The following is a 23,107-nucleotide window of genomic DNA, read 5'->3' as shown; positions in this document are numbered from 1 at the left end:
CACAGTTTCTTTACATACCTTGGAACTGTGGCTTTTGCGCCTATCTCTTTGTCAGGATCGCGGGGCCGGAACCCCCGTGAGACCTTCACTGTCCCTCGTTCCGTGACTTGCGCCCGGGTATTGCCCCGGGCGCTTTTTCTTTGCGTGCAGGCGCGCTATGCAAAGGCATGAGTCATTCTGATGCCCATCTGAAAGAGATCCTGACCCGCACCAAGGTGATCGCCGTGGTCGGGGTGTCGATGAATCCCGTGCGGCCCAGCTATTATGTTGCGCGCTACTTGTCGCTCAAGGGCTTCAAGGTGATCCCGGTCAATCCGGGGCATGCGGGCAAGGTGCTGTTTGGGCAAAGCGTGCGCGGATCTCTGGCGGATTGCCCCGCGGACGTGGACATGGTCGACATTTTTCGGCGTCCGGAGCATGTGCAGCCCATCGTCGAAGAGGCGCTGGAAGTTTTTCCGGCGCTGCGCACGGTCTGGATGCAGATCGGCGTCGTCAATCACGAAGCCGCGGCATTGGCCGAGGCGCGCGGCGTAGACTTGGTTATGGATCGCTGTCCCAAGATCGAATATCAGCGCCTGTTCGGTGAGTTGCGCATGGGCGGATTCAACACCGGGATCATTTCGTCCAAGCTCTAGGAATGCTGGTCGGACGCTGTTCCGCGCCTGCGGTGCGAAAGACGCCCCGCCCACCATCCCTTGGGCGCTACGCCTGTGGCGGCAATGGTGCAAACAGGGCTGCGTGGGCAAAGGCCATTTTCTCACGCACGGCGGGTGTCAGCACAAAAGGATAGAGGTCTGGCAGATCCAGCGCGCGGTTCACGTGGGTGACGGCAATGGACAGGCCAATGGCATGGTCCAGCACGTGATCCGTATCGGGATCGGCGTAGGCGTCATAGCCCGGAGGCGGTCCGTCCGGGCCGCTGAGGCCGGCGGCGGCGGCGCTGTCGGCACTGTCGACGAGGTGCAGCAGGTGCGCGAGGGTTTCGGCCCAGTCCTCGTGGGGATGGGCGGTGGCATAGCTGGTGACATGGGTTTCGCCCGGAGGGCGCGGCGCATCGTAGTGGCGTTCCAGCGCCGCGGCATAATCCTGCCGTTCGTCCCCGAACATATTGCGGAACTCTGCGGCGAAACCGCCGCGTGACATCAGGCGGTCAAACAAGAAATGCCCGATTTCGTGCCGCATATGACCCAGCATGGTGCGATAAAATTCCCCCATGCGGGTTTGACGGTCGGCGCGCCGGGCCTCGTCCGCCTCGGACACGTTGATGGTGATGATGCCGCCCGCATGGCCCATGGTGACGGGCACCTCCCCTGTCGCGGTCTCTTCGGACAGCAGACGGAACACCGGGCGCGGGCCCGAATCCCGGGATGAGAACCAACCCCAGCGTCCAAGATTGGCCAGCATCCAGCGTTTCGCCGTTTCCGTGCGCGCCCAATGTGGCAGGTTCGCCGGCTCGCGCAGGTCGGGGAGGATGTCTGTCATCGCGCAGGAACGGCAAAGCCCCCCGGAATCGGGCTCGGGCAGCCAGTTGCAGGCGATCAGCGCATGGTTGGCGCATCTGGCGTCCGTGGCCACCATGGCCTGCGCCTCGGGGTCGAAACCAACCGTCTGGCCGCAGGCGCATCGGTCATTGTCGAACCAGAGTGGCCCCTTGCATCCGGGGCAATGAAAAACCTGCATGACCCACCTTTCGCAATTGTCAGGGGGGAACGCCGCAAGGTGGCCAAAGGTTGCGCCCTTCGGCCTGTCAGGTCCGGGGTTTCGCGGCCTCGATCCACTCAAGGCATTGCGCGCGGGCTGCCTGCATGTCGGTTTCGAGAAAGGCGGATTTGGGGATCGCGATGTATTCCATCTGGCCGGTAAGAAACAGCAGGCCTTCGGGATCTTCGATCACTTCCAGCACGCCCGGCCAGCGGATCAGGGTTTCGCTCAACTCTCCGGTGACGCGCAGGCCGTCCTCGGACAGATCATAGTGCTGCACCGCCTGCCGCACAGGGGCATCGCGAACCGAATCCCAGACATGGCGGCGGCGCCAGATCATCAGCGCGATCAGGGCGGCGACAAAGGCCGCAAAGGGCAGGTAAGACGACCAGCCGGGCAGCCGCGCGCTGGTGGCATTGGCAACTGTCAACAGGCCAAAGAGCGCGGTGAAATAGACCACAACCGCCACAAGTAGCCCCCAGCGCATCAACCATGGCTGATGACGGCGGCGCAAACGCGCGCAGATCTTGGCGTGGTTCAGATCACGGATCGTTCCGGCGAATGTCATCATGTTGCAGTGGCTCCGGGTCAACGCGCGGCTTTTTCGGCGATGCCGGACGTGCCTTGGCGGCGGGCCAGTTCGGCCATGACCTCGGACAGGGCCACGTCGCGGGATTTCAACATGACCAGAAGGTGAAACAGCACATCAGCGGTTTCCGAAACCAGCTTTTCGCGATCGTTCTTGATCGCCTCGATAATGGCTTCGATTGCCTCTTCACCGAATTTCTCGGCGCATTTCTCTGGCCCCTTTGCCAGAAGCTTGGCGGTCCAGCTTTCGTCCGGAGAGGCGGCAGCGCGGGCGGCGATGGTCTGTTCCAGGTCTTCGAGGGTCATGGCGGCTCCGTTACAGGCGGCTGTCCTGAGTGAGGATGGTGTCGAGCAGGGTCCAGAGTTGTGGCTCCATCGGGGTGCCAAGAACCTGCGCGCGGTTCAGAGGGGTGAAGACGGGGCGCGCCTCGGCCACGTCCTTGTCTGGCCAATCCAGAAGGCTGGGCCCGTCTTTGGAAATCCCGATCCGCAGACCCCAGCGTTCGCCCGGCCCGGCACCTTCGGTCCAGTCGCCGATATAGAGCCGCACCAGGGGCAGGTGATCCGGCGCGCCGTGCGTGACGCCGACCGTATACCAGCCGGCCGACATCTCACCGACCTCAAGATAGCCTGTCACGACGGTCACGGACTTGGCGCAGCAAGTGCAGGCGCTCTGTTCGATCTCGCCTTCGCGGAGGCTGATGTCAGAGCCGTCGCTATACACGCCGCGCCCCCTTACAGCCTGACCGGAATACCCGCGGCGGCCATATGCGCCTTGGCCTCGCCGATGGTGTAGGTGCCGAAGTGAAAGATCGACGCGGCCAGAACGGCGCTTGCATGGCCTTCGGTCACGCCTTCGACAAGGTGATCCAGCGTTCCGACACCGCCCGAGGCGATCACGGGAATGTCCACTGCGTCGGCAATGGCGCGGGTCAGGGGCAGGTTGAAGCCCGCTTTGGTGCCGTCGCGGTCCATCGATGTCAGCAGGATTTCCCCGGCCCCCTTGGCGGCGATGGTCAGGGCGAATTCCACCGCGTCGATGCCCGTGGGCTTTCGCCCGCCGTGGGTGAAAATCTCCCACCGGCCGGGTTCGACGGTCTTGGCGTCGATGGCGCAGACGATGCACTGGCTGCCGAACTGATCGGCGGCCTCTGCCACGACGTCCGGATTGGCAACGGCGGCCGAGTTGAAGCTGACCTTGTCGGCACCTGCCAGCAGCAGGGCGCGGACATCGGCCACGGTCCGCACGCCGCCGCCCACGGTCAGCGGGATGAAACACTGTTCCGCGGTGCGGGTGACCACATCGAACATGGTGCCCCGGTTTTCATGGGTGGCGTGGATGTCGAGAAAGGTGATCTCGTCCGCGCCTGCGGCGTCATAGGCGCGCGCGGCATCGACAGGATCGCCTGCATCGCGCAGGTCGACGAAATTGACGCCTTTGACCACACGGCCATCGGCGACATCGAGACAGGGAATGATGCGGGTCTTGAGCATGGGCTTGCCCTAGCGCGATTTGGCGGGCGAGGAAAGGGGGGGGGGGGGCGCGGCCCCCTCTTGGCCTGGCGGCCAATTCACCCCCGGGATATTTGAGGACAGAAGAAGGAGCGGGTGCTCACGCTGGCTGAATCCGGTGGGAGGCCCATGGCGAAACGCCACCGACCCGCGATCGGGCGGCGCGGTGCAGGCTGGTTGCCGGGACGAGGTAGTAGCCCAAGGGCAGGCGCGCGTTCCACAACAGGTCGTTCGGGCGGAAGGGGCCGCCTTTTTCCGGGTTTTCCAACACGGAAAAGATCACGTTTACGATCCAGATCGCGGCCATGAACATGAATGGGTCCTTTGTGGAACGAGTCCTGGCCAACAAGTCTACCAAGCCCTGAGGAGGCGGCGCAGTCAGGATGTCCTGACCTGTTGGCGGGGGAGGTTTCAGTCCTTGAGGACGTTCAGGGCTTCGGCGAGGTCGATGGCGCCGTCATAGAGCGCGCGGCCGGAAATGGCGCCGTTCAGCGAGGCACCGCAATCGCGCAGCGCCTTGAGGTCCTTGATCGAGGAAACGCCGCCAGAGGCGATCACCGGGATGGTCACCGCGTTGGCCATTGCGGCGGTCGCTTCGACGTTGGGACCTTGCATCGCGCCGTCACGGTTGATGTCGGTATAGATGATCGCCGCGACGCCCGCGTCTTCGTAGCTGCGGGCCAGTTCAACGGCGTCGACCTGCGTGACTTCTGCCCAGCCCTTGGTGGCGACACGCCCGTCCTTGGCGTCGATGCCCACGGCGACCTGACCGGGAAAGGCGCGGGCGGCTTCGCGCACCAATTCGGGGCGTTCCACGGCAACGGTGCCAAGGATTACGCGGGCCAGCCCTTTGGACAGCCACATTTCGATTGTGGCCATGTCGCGGATCCCGCCGCCCAACTGGGTGGGGGTCTTGGTCTGGCGCAGGATTTCTTCGACGGCGGCGGCATTGACCGGCTCTCCGGCGAAGGCCCCGTTTAGATCGACGAGGTGCAGCCACTCACAGCCCTTGGCCACGAATTCCAGCGCTTGCGCCGCGGGGTCGTCATTGAAGACCGTGGCCTTGTCCATGTCGCCACGCAGCAGGCGCACGGCTTTGCCGTCTTTCAGGTCGATCGCGGGGTACAGGATCATTTCCAGCCGTCCTTCCAGTCTTTTGGCGCGCCTTATTATGACGCAACGACAGACGCAAGCCGACCTTGCGTCACGCTTGATGGCGGCTTTGCCCGTTCGTCATGCTGATCTGCGTCAGAAAGGGAGGAGTTTGACATGAAAATGCGCAGTCTTTTGGCGGGTCTTGTTCTGGTTGCCTCGGGGGCGGCGGCAGATCCGATCGAAGGTGTCTGGAAGACCGAAACCGATGACGGCAGCTATGCCCATGTGACCATGGCGTCCTGCGGGGCCAAACTGTGCGGGGTGATTTCGCGGACTTTCAACGCGCAGGGGGAATATGCCTCACCCAACAAGGGCAAGGTGCTGGTTCGGGATATGGCGCCAACGGCGGCAGGAAAATACGAGGGCAAGGTCTGGCGTCCGTCCAACAACAAAGTCTATCTCGGCAAGATGGAACTGAAGGGTAACAGCCTGAAATTGAAGGGGTGCGTGGCCGGTGGCCTGTTGTGTTCCTCACAGGTCTGGAGCCGGGTCAACTGAGCGCGCCAAAAATATTTGCGCAGGCCGGGGGCTGACCCCTTGCGCGGGGGGGCGGCGGGGCCATATGCGAGCGAGTTTTGACCCTCGTGCCAAAGGATGCACGCCCATGACCCGCTCTCGCCTGTTCCTGATTGCCCTTCTGGGCAGCCTCTCCGCCCCGGCCTTTGCTGACCCGGCCCTGGGTCTGTGGCGGACCGAGCCGGACCGCAAGAACCTGACCAGCCTCATCCGTATCGAGACCTGCGGGTCTGCGCTTTGCGGTACGGTGCTGAAGGCCTTTGATGCGCAGGGGCGCGAGGTGCAGACCGCCAATGTGGGCAAGCGCCTGTTCTGGGATCTCAAGCCGGTGGGTGCGGGCAATTACGGTGGCGGCACCGTTCAGGTGCCGTTGCTGAACGTCAAGGCAAACGCCAAGGCGACGTTGTCTGGCAACAGCCTGCGGGTCACTGGTTGCAAGGGCGCTGTCTGTGACGGGCAGACCTGGACGCGCGCCAACTGAAAAACCATGTTGGGGGGCTTGCCCCCCGCATTCCCTCAGGGGCGCCAGTTCAGGAAATTGGCGATCATCCGCAGGCCGGGCCCGGCGCTTTTCTCCGGGTGGAATTGCAGGCCGACCTTGTTTCCATGCGCCACGATGGCGGTGACATCACCGCCGTAGTCCACGTGGGCAATCCGTTGCGACGGATCGGTCATGCGCATCTGGTAGGAATGCACGAAATAGGCGTGTTCGCCGCTGTCGATGCCGTCGAGGATCGCGTGCGGACGGTCGATCACCAGATCGTTCCAGCCCATGTGCGGGACTTTCAACGCGGGGTTCGCGGGCGCGATGCGTTCGACTTCGCCGTCGATCCAGCCAAGCCCGGGCGTTTCGGCATATTCATGTCCAACACGGGCCAATAGCTGCATGCCGACGCAAATGCCAAGAAAGGGGCGACCGCGGCTTTGTACCGCTTCGATCATCGCGTCGAAACAGCCAGAGGCCCGCAGCGCAGAGGCGCAGGCCGGAAAGGCGCCGTCGCCGGGCAAGACGATGCGGTCGGCGCGCGCGACGATTTCAGGATCGTCCGTAACGCGAACGTCGCCGGCGTCGGTTTCCTGCGCCATACGCTGAAAGGCTTTTTCGGCGGAATGCAGGTTGCCGCTTTCGTAATCGATGATTGCAGTCAGCAAGGCGGCCTCCTCTGGTCGGATGCGGCCTAGGTCGCCCAAAGGACAGGGGAGGTCAAGACGCCATTGGCGGTGCGCCGATCCGGTCCAGCAGGCTAAGGACCCCATCCACAGGGGGCGTCATGTCTTGGAACCGTCCGGTCAGGGTCAGCATCGCCAGTCCGTGGACCAAGGCCCAGACCTGCGTTTCCACGACCACCGGGTCGACCCCGGGCGGGACGAAGGGCGCGCAGGTTTCGCGCAGCAGCCGATAGGCGGGTGACTTGGCGGCATCGCCGTGGCGAACGTGGGGATTGCCGGCGCGAAAGCTGAAGATCAGGTCATACAGGGCTGGTTCGTCGCGCGCAAAGGCAAGGTAGCCGCGGCAAATGCCGTGCAGGCGGCCACGGGGGCTTTGGTCCCCGGCGTCGGCATGGCGGCGCATCGAGGTCTCGAACCGGCGGAACCCTTCTTGTGCGATGGCGGCTCGCAGCCCCTCGACACCTTCGAAATGATGGGCGGGGGCAGCGTGGGACACACCGGCCCGCGCGGCGCATTTGCGCAGGCTAAGCGCGGCAAGCCCGCCTTCGCGCAGCAGATCGATCCCGGCCTCGATCAAGGCGTTGCGCAAGTTTCCGTGGTGGTGGCGGGGCTTATCCGTGGTTTCCGACATGAAGATCGGCCTAGCCGCTCTTCTTGACAGCGTCAAGCTGGCGCGATATTTACGATGTAAAGTTTACACTGTCAATTTTACGCTGTCAGGTTTTGGGACAGGGGGGCAAATGGCTCACACAAAGCGATGGGTATTCTGGATCTTGTCATTGGGGGTCGCGCTGGTCTCGTGGCGGTTCCTGTTGGGAGGCGTCGACCTGACCATGCCCTTCATGGTGCATCACCTTGAAACACGGTCGATAGCGCTGTTTGCCCATATCGGGTTGGCGCCGCTTGTGCTTGCGCTATTGCCCTTCCAGTTCAGCGACAGGCTCCGGCAGGGCCGGCCGGGGCTGCACCGCTGGCTGGGGCGGCTGTATGCGCTGGGCGTGTTGATTTCGGGCGTGGCCGGTCTGGCACTTGCCTTCGGGACCAAGGCCGGGGCCATGGCGACGGCAGGTTTTGCCATGCTGGCGATCCTGTGGCTGGGCGTCACGGCGCAGGCCGTGCGACTGGCCATGCTGCGGCGGATCGGCGAGCACCGCCGCTGGATGGTCCGGTCTGCGGCGCTGACCCTCTCGGCGGTGACGCTGCGGCTCTACCTGCCGCTGCTGGCGGGGGCCTTCGGCTTTGACACCGGCTATCCCATGGTCGCGTGGCTGTGCTGGGTTCCGAATTTTCTGGTCGCGGAATGGATGCTGGCGCGTTCGTTCCGCGCCAACGCCGCTTAAAGCGCGCCCTTGGTCGAGGGGATCGCATCCGCCTTGCGCGGATCGGTTTCCAGCGCGTCGCGCAGGGCACGGGCCACCGCCTTGAAGGCGGCTTCGGCAATGTGGTGGCTGTTCAGGCCGCGGATCAGGTCCACGTGCAGGGTGATCCCACCGTGCGTGCTGAAGGCCTGAAAGAATTCGCGTACCAGTTCCACGTCGAAACTGCCGATCTTGTGGGTAGGGAAGGGGAGTTCCCAGCACAGGTAGGGGCGCGCCGAAAGGTCCAGCGCCGCCCGCACCAGAGTGTCATCCATCGCCAGGTGACACGAGCCGTAGCGCACGATCCCTTTCTTGTCGCCCATGGCCTGCGTCAGGGCCTGACCCAGCGCGATACCCACATCCTCGACCGTATGGTGATCGTCAATGTGCAGGTCGCCCTTGGCCCGCACGGTCATGTCGATCAGCGCGTGTCGCGACAACTGGTCCAGCATGTGATCGAAAAAGCCGACGCCGGTCTGGTTGTCGTATGTGCCGGTGCCGTCGAGGTTCAGTTCGACGGTGATATCGGTTTCGGCAGTGGTGCGGGTGATTGTGGCGGTGCGCATCTGTTTTTTCCCTTGAACACCGCCCCTTATAGGCGCGGGGGCGGATGCGTCAAACGGGCAGTTGAGTCACGGCAGGCACGCCCTTTTCAGGATGGCGAGTGTCGGCGCATCGGGCAGGGGCTCTGTCGCGGCGTTTTCCATCCAGAAGTTGCGCCCGCTGAAGGGATACAGGTTGAGGACCTGACCGGGGTATTGTGTCGGATCGGTCGGCAACCGAACCTCGAGGACGTGCGCGGCACCATCGCCAGCGTAGCTCAGAACGTCGTTGCCGGAAATGCTGTGTGTCTCGTCTCCAACCGAAAATTGAACCCCGTTTGTCCTCAGCAGATCCAGGCCGACAAGAGTGGCACCCCCGCGCTGGTGCTGTGTCGTCCGGACATGCCAATTCCCGCCGCGGCACGACAACTGCACGTCGCGTTCGGGCTTGCCGTCCGGGCTGAAGACCCGCCAAAGAGCGGTAAGGGCCCCTGCATCGTCGACGACAAGGTCCACCGGCAAGGTCTTTGCGGTGGTGAGCAAATCCAACTCAGCCAATTCCTCCCTGTCAAACACATACATATCGCTGGCCGGAGTACGCGAGGCGATAGAAAGCACCTCGGCGTTGATCCCCATCTCGAGCACATACAACAGAACCTGCCCCATGATCTGTTGGGTCTGCGCGCTCGGGATCTCTTGCCCGGTCGGTGTGTAGAACTGGTGCATCCCCAACGTGCCTTGCCGTGGTGCGAACCCTTCGTTTTCGTCCTGATAGGCCGCTCGTGCGCCGCCGGCGAAAAAGGCAAAGGCGCAAGCCGAATTGCACGCGCCTCCTTCGGTCATCTCATACCAAGGGGTTCCCGGCATCGGCACAGCGCGGCCAATGCCTGTTGCAAGGCCGCGTTCGCGGATGATCCGTCCGAGTTCCAGCGCAGCGCCCAGGTTGCCGCCGGGAGAATTGAAGACGATCTCCCTGCTGTAAAAGTCATCTCCGTCGACAATGGCGCGAAAGACGTCCGGGGTATCGGACGTGATTTCGCCCTCGGCGATGGTCCATCCGCACCCCGCGCAGTTTCCTCCGTTGGAGACGGATTTGAACCACATGGGTTCCGCAGATGAAAGGGCCGGGAAAAGGCTGAGCAGGGCGGCGCAAACAAGCGACTTCATGATCGTAACTCCGGGATCAACTGGAAACGACGCTAACCAGCGACGGCAACCCTGTAAACCGAAGAGAGTGACAGATGGAGCGGGCGAGGCGATTCGAACGCCCGACCCTAACCTTGGCAAGGTTATGCTCTACCCCTGAGCTACGCCCGCGAAACCATCTTGTCGTCCCGGTCTTCGTTCAGCGGAGGCGGGTAACCCCCTGAAGATCCGGCCATTTGGAGCGGGCGAGGCGATTCGAACGCCCGACCCTAACCTTGGCAAGGTTATGCTCTACCCCTGAGCTACGCCCGCGTGCCAAATGGTGAGGGCGGATTTAGCTAATGCGACGGAGGGGGGCAAGAGGAAAATGCGCTTTGCGTGCGGATTTTCGTGCTTACCCTTGCGTCGCCCGTTTCAGCCCGCAGTGGCAGGCTGGATCAGGTCCCAGCGATTGCCGAAAGGATCGTTGAAAACGGCCACGGTTCCATAGGGGGTCTGGCGTGGATCCTCTTCGAAAACAGCGCCGGCGGCGATCAGTTTCTGCCGATCACGGGCAAAGTCAGGTGTATGAAGGAAAAGCCAGACGCGTCCTCCGCCCTGTTTGCCGATCATCTCGCTCTGGTCGCCGACGGCGCGGGCCAGCAGGAACTGGGTCTGGGCCCCCTCAGGCGCAACGCGGACCCATCGCTTGCCATTTCCCAGGTCGCTGTCCTCGATCAGGTCAAAGCCAAGACCGTCGACGAAAAACGTCAGTCCCGCCTCGTAAGACGGGACAAGAATGGAAATCAGGGCCAGATGCATGGGTTATCGCCAAAGCGCCGGAACAGGAGAGCCGACCAGCAAGGCGCGCAATTCGCTGGCAAGCGGTTCCTCGATCCCGGGCAGCCGGGCGCGAGTGGTGAAATAGCCGTAATAGCGTCCGTCTTCGGCCTGCACCGCCCAATCCGCTATTTGCGGGTTGAGAAACTGGATGCGGGTGCGCAGGCGCTTGCCCGGCATAAGGCGCGGGTGACTGGCCAGCGTCCCGCGATAGCCTTTGCCCTCGCGGCGGATGTTGTCGACCCAGACGAACTCGATCGGTTTGTCCGGCGCATTCACAAAGACGGCCACGTACAAGGCCAGCGAGGGCGAGAACCAGCCGTTGCGCTTTTCCGTGGCGGCAAGCGCGGCGGGCAGGGATTTGCGCGCTTCGGCGAAGGCGCGGTTCAGCGCCGGATCGCTGCTGCGTACGTGCAGCGTTGGCAACATTCCGGGCGGCAGCGCAGCCTCGGGGATGATATGCACCGGACCGGGATGGTCGTAGATCCGCGACAGGGCCTGTTGGCGGGCCTCCTCCAGCGTATCGGCATCCGGATCCACCAGCGGCTGGCCCACGGCCATCAGGGCCACGGCGCAGAGCGCGCAGGACAGGGCGGTGATCCGGCGAATGGGCATCCGGGAATCCTTCCCGATTCTGGAACTGGCAGCAGGCCAAGCATAGCCATCGCAGCACGCTGCGGCAACGCATTGCGAGGAAACGGGAAAGGCACCTTGTCCACAGGCGGCGCTGTCCTTTGCGCCAGCTTGGCCCAAAAGGCGTTCCAAAAACGAAAACAGCCCCTTGCGGGGCTGCCTTCATGTTTTGCGTCAGGCCGGGTTACTCCAGCTCGATCAGCAGATCCTTGGCGTCGATCTGGCCGCCCGGCATCACATGGACCGCCTTGACCGTACCGTCGCGTTCCGCGTGCAGGCCGGTTTCCATCTTCATCGCTTCGATGGTCAGCAGCAGATCGCCTTCCTTGACCTCTTGCCCGACCGACACAGCAACGGTTGCGACCACACCCGGCATGGGTGCGCCCACGTGGTTCGGATTGCCCAGTTCCGCCTTGGGGCGCGCGGCGCTGGTGCCCTGTGCCTTGCGGTCCGGCACGCGGATGGTGCGCGGCTGGCCGTTCAGTTCGAAAAAGACCCGTACCTCGCCATCGTCATGGGTTTCGCCCACCGCTTGCAGCCGGATTTCCAGCGTTTTGCCGGGGTCGATTTCGGCGGTGATCTCTTCGCCCGGCTCCATGCCGTAAAAGAAGGTCCGCGTGGGCAGGGTCCGCACCGGACCATAGGTTTCATGGCGCGCGGCGTAATCGGTAAAGACCTTGGGATACATCAGGTAGCCGTTCAGGTCCTCATCGTCGAACTGGACGCCGTCGAACTTGGCGGCAAGCTCCTTGCGGGCCTCGTCGATGTCGATCGGCGCGGCTTTCAGGCCGGGACGATCGGTAAAGGGCTTCTCGTCCTTGAGGATCTTCTTCTGGATCTTCTTCGGCCAGCCACCCGGCGGTTGGCCAAGGTTGCCCTTCATCATGTCGATGACCGAGTCGGGGAAGCTCAGATCCTTCTTGGGGTCTTCGACATCGGCGCGGGTCAGACCCTGGCTGACCATCATCAACGCCATGTCTCCGACCACCTTGGACGAGGGCGTGACCTTGACGATATCGCCGAACATCTGGTTCACATCGGCATAGGTCTGGGCCACCTCGTGCCAGCGTTCCTCAAGCCCCAGCGAACGTGCCTGCGCCTTGAGGTTGGTGAACTGCCCGCCCGGCATCTCGTGCAGGTAGACCTCGGAGGCGGGGGCCTGCATGCCGGATTCAAAGGCCGCATACTGGCCGCGCACGGCTTCCCAATAGTTGCTGATCTCGCGGATCGCGGCAATGTCCAGCCCGGTGTCGCGCTCGGTAAAGCGCAGGCCTTCGACGATAGAGCCCAGCGTCGGCTGCGAGGTGTTGCCCGACAGCGCGTCCATCGCGGCATCAACCGCATCGACGCCCGCGCGCACACATTCCATGATCGTGGCAATCGCCGCGCCAGATGTGTCATGCGTGTGGAAGTGGATCGGCAGGCCGACCTCTTCCTTCAGCGTCTTGACCAGCATGGCCGCCGCATTGGGTTTCAAAAGGCCCGCCATGTCCTTGAGGCCCAGCAGATGCGCGCCCGCGGATTTCAGCTCCTGCCCCATGGCGACATAGTATTTCAGGTCATACTTGGCGCGGTCGGGATCGAGGATGTCACCGGTGTAACAGATCGTGCCTTCGAGAACCTTGTTGTTCTCCAGCACCGCGTCCATTGCCACGCGCATGTTTTCGACCCAGTTGAGGCTGTCGAACACGCGGAAGACATCGACGCCTGTCTCGGCCGCCTGTTTGACAAAGAACTGGACCACGTTGTCGGGGTAGTTGGTGTAGCCAACGCCATTGGCCCCGCGCAGCAGCATCTGGGTCATCAGGTTCGGCATGGCGGCGCGCAGGTCGCGCAGGCGCTGCCACGGGCATTCCTGCAAAAAGCGATAGGCCACGTCAAAGGTCGCCCCGCCCCAGCATTCCACGCTGAACAGCTGCGGCAGTTTATGCGCGTAGGCAGGGGCCACCTTGATCATGTCGAGGCTGCGCATCCGTGTCGCCAGCAGCGACTGGTGCCCGTCGCGCATGGTGGTGTCGGTGATCAGAACCTGTTTCTGCGCCGCCAGCCAATCGGCCACCGCCTGCGGGCCTTTTTCATCCAGCAGGGTCTTGGTGCCTGCGGGCGGCGTTTCCAGCGGCACCTGCGGCGCCCGGGCCGGTTTCAGATCCGGATGGGGCATGGCGCGGCCCTGCACCTCGGGGTGGCCGTTCACGGTGATATCCGCGATATAGGTCAGCACCTTGGTGCCCCGGTCGCGCCGCTTCTTGAAGTCGAACAGCTCCGGCGTCGTGTCGATGAACTTCGTCGTGTACTGGTTGTTCAGGAAGGTCGGGTGCTTGAGCAGGTTGATGACGAACTCGATGTTCGTGGTCACACCGCGAATGCGGAATTCGCGCAGGGCACGGTCCATCCGGGCGATGGCCTTTTCGGGCGTCGGCGCCTTGGCCGTCACCTTCACCAGCAGCGAATCGTAAAAGCGGGTGATGACACCGCCCGCGTAGGCAGTGCCGCCGTCCAGACGGATGCCCATGCCCGTGGCCGAGCGGAAGGCGGTGATCCTGCCATAATCGGGGATGAAGTTGTTGGACGGATCTTCGGTCGTGATCCGGGTTTGCAGCGCATGGCCGGTCAGGCGCACATCGTATTGCGACGCCTTGCCGGTGGCTTCGGCCAGCGATTTGCCCTCGGCGATCAGGATCTGTGCCTGAACGATGTCGATCCCGGTCACTTCCTCGGTGACGGTGTGTTCGACCTGCACGCGGGGGTTCACTTCGATGAAGTAGAACTTGCCCGATTCCATATCCATCAGGAATTCGACGGTGCCCGCGCATTCGTAATTCACATGGGCGCAGATCTTGCGGCCCAATTCGCAAAGCTCCTCGCGCTGCGCCTCGGACAGGTAGGGGGCGGGGGCGCGTTCCACGACCTTCTGGTTGCGGCGCTGGACCGAACAGTCACGCTCATAGAGGTGATAGATGTTGCCCATCTTGTCACCGAGGATCTGAACCTCGACGTGACGGGCGCGGGTGATCATCTTTTCAAGATAGCCTTCGCCGTTGCCAAAAGCCGCCTCGGCCTCGCGCCGACCTTCCAGCACCTTGTCCTTCAGTTCGTCCGGCCCGTTGATCGGGCGCATGCCGCGACCGCCACCGCCCCAAGATGCCTTGAGCATCAGCGGATAGCCGATTTCGCCAGCTTCCTTGGTGATGGCTTCGAAATCATCGCCCAGCACTTCGGTCGCGGGGATGACGGGCACGCCGGCCGCGATGGCGACCTTGCGGGCGCTGGCCTTGTCGCCAAGGGCGCGCATGGTTTCGGCCTTCGGGCCGATAAAGGTGATCCCGGCCGCGGTACAGGCATCAACGAAATCGGGGTTTTCGGACAAAAGGCCATAGCCGGGGTGGATCGCATCCGCACCCGAGGCTTTCGCCACGCGGATGATTTCCTCGATCGACAGGTAGGCCTGAACCGGCCCCAATCCTTCGCCGATGCGATAGGCTTCATCCGCCTTGAAGCGGTGCAGCCCCAGCTTGTCTTCCTCCGCGAAGACGGCAACCGTCTTCTTTCCCATTTCGTTGGCGGCCCGCATGATACGGATCGCGATTTCGCCCCGGTTGGCGACCAGGATCTTTTCGAAATCAGCCATGTGTCGAGGGTCCTTCTCCGGCACAGATGCGCGGTTTTACGCAATATTGTTACTTTGAGGCTGTGCCGCGACGCAGCGCAAGAGGGGTTTGCAAACTATTCTTGCGCGACGGTCGCGTTTGCAAACGTGGCGGAACCGCGCAGGTCGACAGGGCGCGACAGGCCCAGTTGGCCGATGTTGGCGACCATGTCGCGGCGCAGCATCTCGATCAGATGGGCGGGGCCTTGGGAGCCCAGGGCACAAACCGCGTAGTGCCAGGCGCGGCCCATCATGACAAAGTCCGCCCCCAGCGCGATGGCTCGCAGAATATCCAGTCCGCCCTCGATCCCGCTGTCGAAAATCACCGGCAGGTGCGTGGCGGCGCGGACACTTGGCAGGAACTCCACCGCGCCGTGTGTGCCATCGAACTGGCGCCCGCCGTGGTTGGAAACCCATATCGCGTCTACACCTTCTGCCTCCAACCGTTGGGCATCTTCGGGGCGCAGGACACCTTTGACCACCAGTGGCCCGTCCCATTCCTCGCGGATCCAGCGCAGGTAGTCCCAGTCGGGCGCGGTGCGCAGCAGATAGCCGATATGGGCGGTCGGATCGCGCGCCTCCATGTCCTGCGAATATTTGTCCAGCGTCTTCATGCGGGGCATCCCGGCGCGCAAGCGGGCCAGCGTCCATGCCGGGCGCAGGGCACATTGCAGGGCGATTCGCGGCGTGATCCGGGGCGGCTGTACCAACCCGCCGCGCACCTGTTTTTCCCGCCGCGAGGCAACCGGCACATCCACCGTCAACACCAGCACGCGAAAGCCGCTGGCCTTGGCGCGCGCCAACATGTCGCGCCTCATCTCGGGGTCGCGCGGGGGATACAGCTGGAACCAGCCCTTGCCGCCGGTCTCGGGGCCGACCTCTTCGGGCGTGGCGTTTGCAACGGTGGACAGCGCATAGGGCAGGCTCGCGCGGGTCGCCTCGCGCGCCAGCAAACGCTCGGCCCCCGGCCACAACAGGCCCGATTGCCCCACCGGTGCAACGCCAAAGGGCAGGGCATATTTTTCTCCCAACAGGGCGGTCGAGAAGTCCGGCGCGACCTCACCGTCGAGGATCGAGGGTGTAAACAACACCGAATCCAACGCGGTTCGATTGCGGCGCGCGGTGGCCTCTGTCCCGGTGGCCGTGTCCAGATAGGCCCAGGCGAATCCCGGCACCCGGGCGCGCGCGGCGCGGCGCAGATCGGCAACGGTCAGGTATTGGCTGTGCAGGTCCATGGGCGCATCTGGCGCCGGATCGTGCCCGGCTGCAAGCGGGCTGAGCCGCATTCGCCTCAAATCTTCAGCATATTTTAAGCGCCTTCACAGAGTCTGTCGCCATCGACACGAAAGGACAGCCCATGCACGCGATGATCGTCGACCACGATGCCACCCGCCTTGAACGCAGCCAGATCGCCTTTCTGGAGGCGGGCATTCACGTGACAGGCTCGGGCAGTCACGCCGTGGCTGAAACCTGCCTGAAACGCGCGATGATCGACGTGCTGGTTCTGGATGCGGATTGCGGCCCGGAACAGATCGTGGCGCTGACGTCGCTGGCACAGCGGCGCAACCCGCGGCTTGTGACGCTGATGCTGGCCCATGACGTGGCAGAGGCGACCGATCTCTATTCCGACGCCGTGACCTCGTTGCATTGTGTGCTGGACGGGCGCGTGGCGCCCCGCATGGTCGCACGCATGGCGCAGGCCTCTCTGGCAGGTCGGGCAGCGTGCAAGATCGCGCCCACCCGGTCCGACAGCACGCCCTCGGCCCCGGCGGCACCGCTGCCGGTGTTTTCGACCACGCGCCGCAAGCCGGTGATGCCCGCCGACCTTGCCGTCCCCGCCTGACCCGGCAGGCCTTCGGCAAAATCGCCTTCGGGCGGTGGAACACAAGGCGAACACGGCTTTCCCTGCTGATCCAAAGGCGCTAGATTGGCGCCATGAGCAGTTTCGATGAATTCGACGCGTTTGAGGCGTCCTCGCTGTCGGCGCGCGCCATGGCCGCGCGCCCCGCGCCCTATCTGGATGACCTGAACCCGGCCCAGCGTGAGGCGGTGGAAACCCTTGACGGGCCGGTCCTGATGCTGGCCGGGGCCGGCACGGGCAAGACCAAGGCGCTGACCGCCCGCGTCGTCCACCTGATGAACACCGGCCGCGCCCGACCGAATGAAATCCTTGCGGTGACCTTCACCAACAAGGCCGCGCGCGAGATGAAGTCGCGCATCTCGAAAATGCTGGGCCAGACGGTCGAGGGCATGCCGTGGCTGGGCACCTTCCATTCGATCTGCGTGAAACTGCTGCGCCGCCATGCGGAACTCATCAGCGTCGAGGATGATTCGGTCGTTGAAGGGGCGGGGGCACCGCGCGGGCCACACCTGAAATCGAACTTCACCATTCTCGACACCGACGATCAGTTGCGCCTGCTCAAGCAACTGGTGCAGGCCGCAGACATTGACGACAAGCGGTGGCCGGTGCGTCAGCTGGCCAATATCATCGACGACTGGAAGAACCGCGCGCTGACCCCGGACAAGATCCCCGCCGCCGATGGCGGTGCCTATAACCATCGCGGACCCGAGCTATACGCCGCCTACCAGCGCCGCCTTCTGGAACTGAACGCGGTGGATTTCGGCGATCTGCTTTTGCACATGGTCACCATCTTTCAGTCCCACCCGGACATCCTGGCCCAGTATCAACGCTGGTTCCGCTACATCCTTGTGGACGAATACCAGGATACCAACGTGGCGCAGTACCTCTGGCTGCGCTTGCTGGCCTCGGGACACAAGAATATCTGCTGCGTGGGCGACGATGACCAGTCGATCTATGGCTGGCGCGGCGCAGAGGTGGGCAACATCCTGCGGTTCGAAAAGGATTTCCCCGGCGCGCATGTGGTACGTCTGGAACAGAACTATCGCTCGACCCCGCATATCCTGGCCGGAGCGTCCGGTGTAATCCGCGGCAACCGGGGCCGCCTTGGCAAGGAACTGTGGACCGAGTCGCAGGAGGGCGAAAAAATCCGCCTGATCGGCCATTGGGACGGCGAGGAAGAGGCCCGATGGATCGGTGAGGAAATCGAATCGATGCAGGGCGGCACACGTGGGATGCGGCCCTACGGTCTGGACGAAATGGCCATCCTCGTGCGCGCCTCGCACCAGATGCGCGCTTTCGAGGATCGCTTCCTGACCATCGGTCTGCCCTACCGTGTCATCGGCGGCCCCCGCTTTTACGAGCGGATGGAGATCCGCGATGCCATGGCCTATTTCCGGCTGGTGGTTTCGCCCAGCGATGACCTCGCCTTTGAACGCATCTTCAATACTCCGAAGCGCGGTCTGGGCGACCAGAAACACCAAACAATCCAACGGTTTGCCCGTGACAACAATGTCAGTCTTTTGGACGGTGCGGCTTTGGCAATCAAACAGGGTGCGATTACTGGCAAAGCAGCGAAGGTGTTGGGCGAACTGGTCGCCAATTTCGCCCGCTGGGGCCGCATGACCGGGGACAAGGATGTCAGCCACATGGAACTGGCCGAGATCATCCTGGATGAGTCCGGCTACACCACGATGTGGCAGAACGACAAGACGCCTGAGGCGCCGGGCCGCTTGGAGAACCTCAAGGAACTGGTCAAGGCGCTGGAAAGCTTTGAGAACCTGCAAGGTTTCCTGGAACACGTCAGCCTGGTCATGGACAATGAATCCGACGCCGAGGGGGCCAAGGTTTCGATCATGACGCTGCACGCGGCCAAGGGGCTGGAATTTCCCGCCGTTTTCCTGCCGGGCTGGGAAGACGGACTGTTCCCTTCGCAGCGCAGCATGGATGAAAGCGGCGTCAAGGGTTTGGAGGAAGAGCGCCGCCTGGCCTATGTGGGCATCACCCGCGCCGAGGAGGTCTGTACCATTTCCTTCGCGGGCAACCGCCGTGTCTTTGGCCAGTGGCAATCGCAGATGCCCTCGCGTTTTGTCGACGAACTGCCCGAAGAGCATGTCGAGGTGCTGACCCCGCCGGGGCTCTACGGTGGTGGGCAGGCGGCGGGCATGGGCGGGCTGAATTCCACGCTGGAAACCCGCGCCTCCGAAGCCAATGTCTATAACTCGCCGGGCTGGAAACGCCTGCAAGAGCGGCAGGGCCATCGCCCGGTCAGCCAGCCGCGCGAAAGCCGGTCGCAGGTCATCGACCTCGAGGCCGTGTCGGCCCACACCATCGGCGACCGCGTGTTCCACCAGAAATTCGGCTACGGCAAGGTTCTGGGGATCGAAGGTGACAAGCTGGAAATCGATTTCGAAAAGGCGGGCACGAAAAAGGTGGTTGCCCGCTTTATCCATGCCTCGGACGACGTGCCTTTCTGAAGGCACGTCTTACCGGTCTGCTCCGGTTTCTTGCGGTCCGAGGCAGGGCCGCCATTGCCGCGAACGTGACGCGGGGCAACGCCATGGGCCTCATTGGGAACCCTGTGTTTTCTGCTCGGCGCCTCGTTCCACGGAACAGGGACCTGCGCAATCCCTGCCTCAGCCGATCGGCAAAGGGGCGTCGGCCTTGGGCTGATCCATGACGATCTGGCTGTGCACCCGTGCCACCACTGGATGCGCCAGCAGGACCTCGTGGATCAGCCGGTTCAACGCGGGCAGGTCGGAGCAATAGATCCGCAACAGGTAATCCGCCTCTCCGGTCATGGTCCAGGCCGAAACAATTTCGGGCCGGGTGCGCAGCAGGCGGCTAAAGGCTGCGCCTTCTTCCGCGCCATGGCGGGCCAGTTGCACCTGAACAAAGGCCTGTACATCCAGCCCCAGTTTGACGGGATCCAGCCGGGCGCGATAGCCGCAGATCACTCCGGTCTCTTCCAGCCGCTGGCGGCGGCGTCCGGCTTGGCTGGGCGACAGGTTCAGGCGGTCCCCCAACTGTTGCGCGGTGGCCTGGCCGTCGCGTTGGACCGCGTCCAGCAGAGCGATGTCATTCTGGTCAAGATCGGCGCGCTGATCAGGCATGATTGCGGGACTCGCTGCGGGGATGCCGCGCGTGGCGGACGTTCTGCGCAGGGTATGCGCATCGTGCCGCTGGGGTAAAGAGTGAATGCCGCGCCGCCTGCGTCAGGTGCGCGGCATCTTCAGCGTCAGGTTGCGGCTTCCCTTGGAGTAACGCAGTTCTTCTTCGCCGATGGCGGTAACCCGGCCACCATCCAGCCGGTCGCCGACTTTAACTTTCTGGTATTTGCCATTGGCAAGGCGGACCAGAGCCCGGCGATTGTCAGAGGTGCCATAGACGCCAATCAGGTTGATGGCCTTCAGATTGATCGCATTGTCGGTGGTGGCGGCGCGGGCGACACTGGCGCTGGACGGCACCTGCGGCGCGATGGTCCGGGGGGCCACGGCGGCGGCGGTCTGAACCGGTTCCGCGGGGGCAAGGCTACGGTCGGCATTGTCCACAAGGGCTGCCATGTTGCGTGGGCGGCCAACCGGCACAAGCGAACTGCGTACGGCCTGATCGGTGGCTTCCGGCGCGTCGACCTCGGCCAGTTCCTGCACCGTTTGCGGGCGGGCAACCGGTCGGAATGCCGCCAGTTCCGAGCGGGTGACACCGCGCAACTGCGTCCGCTCACGCTGTTCCACAAGGTCGTCGGGGCGCAGGCGCGGGCGAACCCGAGGCGCGCTGTCGATCCGGTCGGTGACCGAATCCGGGTCCGACGGGGCGGGCGCGGCACCAGTACCGGTTTCCCCGCGCAGCGGCGGAATGACCGGGGGGCGGCCGGTGAAGATACGCAGCCCGTCGGGCGACAGCGCGCCCTCGGGCGTGGCGCGGATCAGGTCGCGCGCGTCAAAATCAAAGGTCAGGCCGGCAGGCGGCGGCAGGCCAGGGTCCTGCATCCCGGGCTCGCGCGCCAGATCCTTGGCGTTGGGCAGCGCAACGGCATCGTAGATGCGGATGTTCGGGTCGATCGAGGCGGCATAGACATCATCCACACCGTCAGCGGGCGGTTGATGCGGCTTGGTGGGGGACCGTTGCCAGATCCCGGTGGCGGCATAGGTTGCCGCGGCTTCTTCCGGCGTCAACTGGCGGGGATCGGTGGGCACCGCCAAAGGCGCAACCAGACTGCCGGGGTCGACCTCGGGCGTATCAAAAGCGGCCAGCGCGATGTCTTCGCCTTCGGGCCGCGCCACGGGGCGGGCAGAAATCCCCGGCGCGGCGCTGCCTGCCGCCGGGGCCGCGCTTTCGAGGATCAGCCCGTCGTCGCCGGGGACAGGTTCGGTCGCGGGGGCAGGCAGATCGGCGCTTTCGGGCAGGGCGGCCACGGCGGAGGCCGGTTCGTCGCCGCCAGAGCGGAACAGTTGCGCCAGACCATTGTCCAGAAAGACAGTCGACCACGCGGCCACTCCGGCAAGGAACAGCAACAGCAGCGCGGTCAGCATCAGTCCAAGATGTCTGGGCTTGCCACCGGTGTCGTCCCGGTCACGCGCGCCGAAAACGGTCAGGCGGTCTTTTTCCTCGGGCGTTTGGCCATAGGCTTTGCCCGCAGGCGCGGCGGTGGCGGCGGCGGTTGCACTGGCCCCGGCAAGGGCGGGGCCGCCCATACCGGCATTGCCTTGCGGTCCGCGCAGCGCGGCAAGTTTCGCCAGCGGATTGGGACGCGAGGCGGGTTTCTTTGCAGGCGCCGCGGGGGCGGTCACGCGTGCCGCAGAGGGCGCAGCAAGATATTCGTCCTCTTTTGCCCCACGCACAGGCGTGGCCGCCAAGGCCGCGGCGCGCGCTGCGGCCTGTTTCGGGATCGGCTTCACCGCGGGTTTGGCAGGAGGTTTGGCCTTGCCCTTGGGTTTCAACCGTCCCGGCAGCACGCCACGCTTCTGAGGTTTCGGCTCTGCCGCCAAGGGTTCGGCAGCCGGGGGACGGCCCACCGGCTGTGGCGCGGCCGGGGCGGGTTTGCGCACCGCCGTGGCGTCGGGCTTCGGGGCCGATGGTCCGGGTTTGGCGGCAGGCGCTTTGGCTGTGGCCGGACGCCCGGATTGGGCGGCTTCGGCCTCATCCGCCGCAGCCGAAGCCTGTGCCAGCAGCGCCGAGGCCGACGGCGTGGCAAAAAAGCCCGTCCGCGCGGGTTTGGCTGGTTCGACCACAGGTTCTGGGTCGGTGGCTACGGGCGTGAAACGTGGCTTGAATCCGTCGGAAACCGCGGGCCCCAAAGGCGGCGCGCCGTCACCCGACAGGTCTCGGCTGGGCCGCCGGGTTGAGAAAGTAAAGGGCCGTTCGGGCGTCTCGTCCGGTTCGGTAGCCGTGAGTGGTACGGGCCCGGCATCGGGCACGGGCGGCTTGGGAGCCTTGACCGGCGGTTCGGGTGATGCGGCCTTGGCCACAGGCGCGCTGTCCGGGGGCGGGGCCTTGACGGGCGGAGCCTTTGCGGGGGCGGGTGGCGTCTCACGCGATGCGGCAGGTGCCTTGGGCGGCATTGCCGCAGGCCTCGGCGTGTCGGCGGGCCGCTGCGGGCCCGGTGCGGCATGTTTGCGGGCATGTGTCGGCGTTGGCTGAGCTTTGGGAGGCTCTGCATCTTTCGCCGCCTGAACGGCAGGTGCGGGCTGTGGTTCGGCCTTGGGGGTCGGCTTGGGCTTTGGCGCTGGGTTCAGAGTGGCTTCGGCAACCGGCTCTGCCGCAGGGGTTGGCTTTGCCTCGGTGGCCTTGTCTTTTGCGGGGGCGTCGGCGGGCGCAGCCTTTGGTTCTGGCGCAGGCTCTGGCAGCGGGCGCAGGGCCGCTGCATCCGCGGCGACGATTTCAATGGGGCGGCCGGGGCGCGACACCGCGCGGGTCCACCCTTTGGCCTTGCCCAGAAACACGGCGGCGTCAAAACTGCCTTCCGGTGCCTTGGCCAGAAAGCACACCGGAACAAACCCGTGCTCCACGGCAAAACCATGCGCTTCGTCCAGGGTCTCTTTGGCGACGGCGGCGATCTGAAGGCGGCCATCGCTGACCTTGTGGTCATAGCGCAGTTCGTCCACGGCATAGGGGGTGGCCCCGTCCAGCGAGGCCCGGATGGCCACGTCGCGGGCGGTTTCATCCCCGCCAAGATCCGGCTGGTCGATATAGCGGATCTGTTCGTTGGGGATGATCAACGCCACCTGCGCGCCGTTTGGATCAAGGCTTTCTGCCCGGTCGCGCAGCGCAATCACCTGCGCGTCGAAATCCGGGTCATCCAGCGAAACATCGTCGATCCGGGCCCAGCGCGGACCCATCCGCCGCAGCAGGGAAATGCCTTCAAAAGAGAGCGAGAGCGCGAAACTGGGTATCATGCAGCGGTTCTTATCAGCCCATCCGTCACTGCGGGAGTCCTAACGCAGTGCCCTAATTATATAAGGCA

23 protein-coding genes and 2 tRNA genes are annotated in these 23,107 nt (G+C 64.2%); 6 read left to right on the top strand and 19 right to left on the bottom strand.

Annotated features, from left to right (window positions below):
- The first annotated feature begins 167 nt into the window (after nucleotides 1–167).
- A complete protein-coding gene (locus KJP30_RS06720) occupies nucleotides 168–635 on the top strand; it encodes a CoA-binding protein (protein WP_218448201.1) in 468 nt (155 codons plus the stop codon).
- 67 nt (nucleotides 636–702) lie between these two features.
- Here the strand turns inward: KJP30_RS06720 and KJP30_RS06715 are convergent, their stop codons facing one another.
- From KJP30_RS06715 to hisA, 7 genes are all read right to left on the bottom strand, one after another.
- On the bottom strand, nucleotides 703–1,680 hold the full coding sequence (locus tag KJP30_RS06715) for a zinc-binding metallopeptidase family protein (RefSeq protein WP_218448200.1): 978 nt from the start codon (nucleotides 1,678–1,680) through the stop codon (nucleotides 703–705).
- A 67-nt stretch (nucleotides 1,681–1,747) separates the two neighbouring features.
- Nucleotides 1,748–2,272 carry a YcxB family protein gene (locus KJP30_RS06710; protein ID WP_218448199.1) on the bottom strand — a complete coding sequence of 175 codons (525 nt, stop codon included), beginning with the start codon at nucleotides 2,270–2,272 and terminating at the stop codon, nucleotides 1,748–1,750.
- A gap of 17 nt (nucleotides 2,273–2,289) precedes the next feature.
- The gene (locus KJP30_RS06705; RefSeq protein ID WP_218448198.1) at nucleotides 2,290–2,595 is read right to left on the bottom strand and encodes a phosphoribosyl-ATP diphosphatase; all 306 of its coding nucleotides are present in this window, start codon (nucleotides 2,593–2,595) and stop codon (nucleotides 2,290–2,292) included.
- Between the two features lie 10 nt (nucleotides 2,596–2,605).
- Nucleotides 2,606–3,013, bottom strand: coding sequence for a hypothetical protein (locus tag KJP30_RS06700; protein ID WP_218448197.1), 408 nt, complete (start codon nucleotides 3,011–3,013; stop codon nucleotides 2,606–2,608).
- A gap of 11 nt (nucleotides 3,014–3,024) precedes the next feature.
- A complete protein-coding gene (hisF, locus tag KJP30_RS06695) occupies nucleotides 3,025–3,783 on the bottom strand; it encodes an imidazole glycerol phosphate synthase subunit HisF (RefSeq protein WP_218448196.1) in 759 nt (252 codons plus the stop codon).
- Nucleotides 3,784–3,901: 118 nt separating this feature from the next.
- A complete protein-coding gene (locus KJP30_RS06690) occupies nucleotides 3,902–4,114 on the bottom strand; it encodes a hypothetical protein (protein WP_218448195.1) in 213 nt (70 codons plus the stop codon).
- Between the two features lie 98 nt (nucleotides 4,115–4,212).
- Entirely contained in the window at nucleotides 4,213–4,935 is a 723-nt protein-coding gene (gene hisA / locus KJP30_RS06685) for a 1-(5-phosphoribosyl)-5-[(5-phosphoribosylamino)methylideneamino]imidazole-4-carboxamide isomerase (protein ID WP_218448194.1), read from the bottom strand.
- Nucleotides 4,936–5,076: 141 nt separating this feature from the next.
- Between hisA and KJP30_RS06680 the strand changes: the two genes are divergently transcribed.
- Nucleotides 5,077–5,454 carry a DUF2147 domain-containing protein gene (locus tag KJP30_RS06680; RefSeq protein WP_218448453.1) on the top strand — a complete coding sequence of 126 codons (378 nt, stop codon included), beginning with the start codon at nucleotides 5,077–5,079 and terminating at the stop codon, nucleotides 5,452–5,454.
- A gap of 106 nt (nucleotides 5,455–5,560) precedes the next feature.
- Entirely contained in the window at nucleotides 5,561–5,953 is a 393-nt protein-coding gene (locus KJP30_RS06675; RefSeq protein WP_218448193.1) for a DUF2147 domain-containing protein, read from the top strand.
- A gap of 35 nt (nucleotides 5,954–5,988) precedes the next feature.
- On the opposite strand, the gene hisH is transcribed toward KJP30_RS06675, so the two are convergent.
- Together hisH and KJP30_RS06665 are read right to left on the bottom strand one after the other, a co-directional pair.
- The gene (hisH, locus tag KJP30_RS06670; protein WP_218448192.1) at nucleotides 5,989–6,624 is read right to left on the bottom strand and encodes an imidazole glycerol phosphate synthase subunit HisH; all 636 of its coding nucleotides are present in this window, start codon (nucleotides 6,622–6,624) and stop codon (nucleotides 5,989–5,991) included.
- Nucleotides 6,625–6,676: 52 nt separating this feature from the next.
- Nucleotides 6,677–7,273, bottom strand: coding sequence for a TetR/AcrR family transcriptional regulator (locus KJP30_RS06665; protein WP_218448191.1), 597 nt, complete (start codon nucleotides 7,271–7,273; stop codon nucleotides 6,677–6,679).
- Between the two features lie 109 nt (nucleotides 7,274–7,382).
- Between KJP30_RS06665 and KJP30_RS06660 the strand changes: the two genes are divergently transcribed.
- Complete coding sequence (locus tag KJP30_RS06660; RefSeq protein WP_218448190.1) at nucleotides 7,383–7,982, top strand: DUF2306 domain-containing protein; 600 nt, start codon at nucleotides 7,383–7,385, stop codon at nucleotides 7,980–7,982.
- Here KJP30_RS06660 and hisB read toward each other — a convergent pair.
- The 8 genes from hisB to KJP30_RS06620 form a co-directional block, all read right to left on the bottom strand.
- Nucleotides 7,979–8,566, bottom strand: coding sequence for an imidazoleglycerol-phosphate dehydratase HisB (gene hisB, locus KJP30_RS06655; protein ID WP_218448189.1), 588 nt, complete (start codon nucleotides 8,564–8,566; stop codon nucleotides 7,979–7,981). The two genes, KJP30_RS06660 and hisB, sit on opposite strands and share 4 nt — an antisense overlap.
- A gap of 66 nt (nucleotides 8,567–8,632) precedes the next feature.
- Nucleotides 8,633–9,709 (bottom strand): COG3904 family protein, encoded by a 1,077-nt coding sequence (locus KJP30_RS06650; protein ID WP_218448188.1) that lies wholly within the window; start codon nucleotides 9,707–9,709, stop codon nucleotides 8,633–8,635.
- Between the two features lie 75 nt (nucleotides 9,710–9,784).
- Nucleotides 9,785–9,859, bottom strand: a tRNA-Gly gene (locus KJP30_RS06645).
- 66 nt (nucleotides 9,860–9,925) lie between these two features.
- A tRNA-Gly gene (locus KJP30_RS06640) sits at nucleotides 9,926–10,000 on the bottom strand.
- 102 nt (nucleotides 10,001–10,102) lie between these two features.
- Entirely contained in the window at nucleotides 10,103–10,489 is a 387-nt protein-coding gene (locus tag KJP30_RS06635) for a VOC family protein (protein ID WP_218448187.1), read from the bottom strand.
- Between the two features lie 3 nt (nucleotides 10,490–10,492).
- Entirely contained in the window at nucleotides 10,493–11,122 is a 630-nt protein-coding gene (locus KJP30_RS06630) for a YegJ family protein (protein ID WP_218448186.1), read from the bottom strand.
- A gap of 202 nt (nucleotides 11,123–11,324) precedes the next feature.
- Nucleotides 11,325–14,768 (bottom strand): pyruvate carboxylase, encoded by a 3,444-nt coding sequence (gene pyc, locus KJP30_RS06625; protein ID WP_218448185.1) that lies wholly within the window; start codon nucleotides 14,766–14,768, stop codon nucleotides 11,325–11,327.
- Between the two features lie 95 nt (nucleotides 14,769–14,863).
- Nucleotides 14,864–16,021, bottom strand: coding sequence for an alpha-hydroxy acid oxidase (locus KJP30_RS06620; RefSeq protein ID WP_218448452.1), 1,158 nt, complete (start codon nucleotides 16,019–16,021; stop codon nucleotides 14,864–14,866).
- 122 nt (nucleotides 16,022–16,143) lie between these two features.
- Between KJP30_RS06620 and KJP30_RS06615 the strand changes: the two genes are divergently transcribed.
- Together KJP30_RS06615 and KJP30_RS06610 are read left to right on the top strand one after the other, a co-directional pair.
- Complete coding sequence (locus tag KJP30_RS06615; protein ID WP_218448184.1) at nucleotides 16,144–16,629, top strand: hypothetical protein; 486 nt, start codon at nucleotides 16,144–16,146, stop codon at nucleotides 16,627–16,629.
- Between the two features lie 92 nt (nucleotides 16,630–16,721).
- Complete coding sequence (locus KJP30_RS06610; RefSeq protein WP_218448183.1) at nucleotides 16,722–19,121, top strand: ATP-dependent helicase; 2,400 nt, start codon at nucleotides 16,722–16,724, stop codon at nucleotides 19,119–19,121.
- 159 nt (nucleotides 19,122–19,280) lie between these two features.
- Here KJP30_RS06610 and KJP30_RS06605 read toward each other — a convergent pair whose 3' ends face one another.
- A complete protein-coding gene (locus KJP30_RS06605) occupies nucleotides 19,281–19,757 on the bottom strand; it encodes an Lrp/AsnC family transcriptional regulator (RefSeq protein ID WP_218448182.1) in 477 nt (158 codons plus the stop codon).
- 102 nt (nucleotides 19,758–19,859) lie between these two features.
- A complete protein-coding gene (locus KJP30_RS06600; protein WP_218448181.1) occupies nucleotides 19,860–23,039 on the bottom strand; it encodes a hypothetical protein in 3,180 nt (1,059 codons plus the stop codon).
- Nucleotides 23,040–23,107: the final 68 nt, after the last annotated feature.

Origin of the sequence: Antarctobacter sediminis (assembly GCF_019218285.1) — a bacterium.
Classification (GTDB): domain Bacteria; phylum Pseudomonadota; class Alphaproteobacteria; order Rhodobacterales; family Rhodobacteraceae; genus Antarctobacter; species Antarctobacter sediminis.
This window is presented reverse-complemented; position numbering and strand designations above follow the sequence as displayed.